2 protein-coding genes are annotated in these 1,577 nt (G+C 30.1%); both read left to right on the top strand.

What is annotated here, in order from left to right; translation table 11 throughout:
* Positions 1-706: hypothetical protein (locus tag AB1349_14235; GenBank protein ID MEW6558484.1), on the top strand; the 706-nt coding region annotated here is incomplete at its 5' end.
* The coding region (locus AB1349_14240; protein MEW6558485.1) for a POTRA domain-containing protein at positions 703-1,577 on the top strand (875 nt) is incomplete at its 3' end. The genes AB1349_14235 and AB1349_14240, both read left to right, overlap by 4 nt.

Below are 1,577 nucleotides of genomic sequence, written 5' to 3' on the forward strand. Positions count from 1 at the left end.
AGCTTTTGGATTGTCATCTCTATTTCTTTTATTTCTATGTAATTCATTTGACATGAATAAGCGATGGCAGATAATATTGACCGGAATAGTTTTAGGATTTCTTGTATTGACCAGACTTGAGTTAAGCATTATTCTAATTCTTTTATTTGGCTATTATTTGTTTACCAAAAGATTTTATTTCTTAATGTACACATTAGTAGGTGGGCTTATTCCTTTATCAATTTATATTCTTTACAACTCTCTATATTTTGGCACACCATTGTATTTAGGTATATTGAAAGAAGGTATGGGCGGTATAAATATATTGAGATTTGATATTCAATACATTTTTGAAAATATGTTGCATCCTCAATCTGGTATCTTGTTTTGGACACCAATACTTATTCCTGGTCTAATTCTATTAATCGTTAACAAAAAAAATAGGATATTAAAGTTTGTTGGTATTGTCTCGTTTATACTCATTATATTTTATATTCTACGCATACCAATTATGTATTATAATGTTGGTCAGTGTGTGATGAACATTGGAGGAATACCAGTAACTCCACCGAGTAATGCTGAACAAATGCGAAATTTGATTCGTTCTGATATAAATAGATATATTTCAGTCTTGATTCCGTTTGCAATTATAGGAATTAGATTGGGAATATCACAAACATACTGGTCTTTAAGAAAAAAAGTAAAGAGTTCTGTGAATATTTTATGAAACTTGATATCTTGACACTTGTTATTATTTTATCTTTTTTCTTCTTCGCTATGGAATTAAATATCTTTGCAATAGATAAAGAAGTAATAAAAGAAATAAAAATTACTGGCAATCGGGTTAAGGAATCCATAATTCGCAAAGCATTGGTTTTTAAAGAAGGCGACATCCTTAATCAAGAAGACATAGAGAAAAGTAAAAAGAATTTGTTTCGTTTAAAACTTTTTAAATCACTGGAAATTAAAAAAGAATGGGTTGAGGAATCAAATGGTATCAGAATTATTATTAATGTAGAAGATGGATGGTTTATAGCCCCGATGCCAATGATTATGCAGGGCGGAGAGAGAAGTTTAGGTCTAATGTTAATGGAACAAAATATATTTAGAAATGCTGAAAATATTATGCTTATGGGAATAAATCAACAAGCAGGGCTATCTGGAATGGCAAACATTAACCTTTACAATTGCTTTTCATTTTCATTTAGTGGGTTAAGATTCTCAACTGAGGAATATTTATATAAGGACGGAGCATATAATGCGAAACAATTTATCAAAGACAATGAAGGAAAATTTATTGAAGACCCAGAAGAATATGGTGAAATAAATAATCAGTATGAAAAAGAATTGTATCAGTTAAATTTATCTATTGGTTTACCATTATCTAAAAAAATGGGATGTTCTGTGAGTTATATATCAAACAACATAAAATATAGTAATGCTTTGGTATCATTACCAGCAGATAATGGTAAAATTAATTCTTTGCTATTGTCAGTAGGTTTTGGAGAAAGGGACCCTGAGGAGGAGTTTTTGAAAGGTGATATAACAAGTGGGATAGGACGCATTTTTGGGTTGGGTATGGCTGAAATAAAAGATAG

The sequence above is a fragment of the Elusimicrobiota bacterium genome (assembly GCA_040757695.1).
In the GTDB taxonomy this organism is placed as follows: Bacteria; Elusimicrobiota; UBA8919; order UBA8919; family UBA8919; genus JBFLWK01.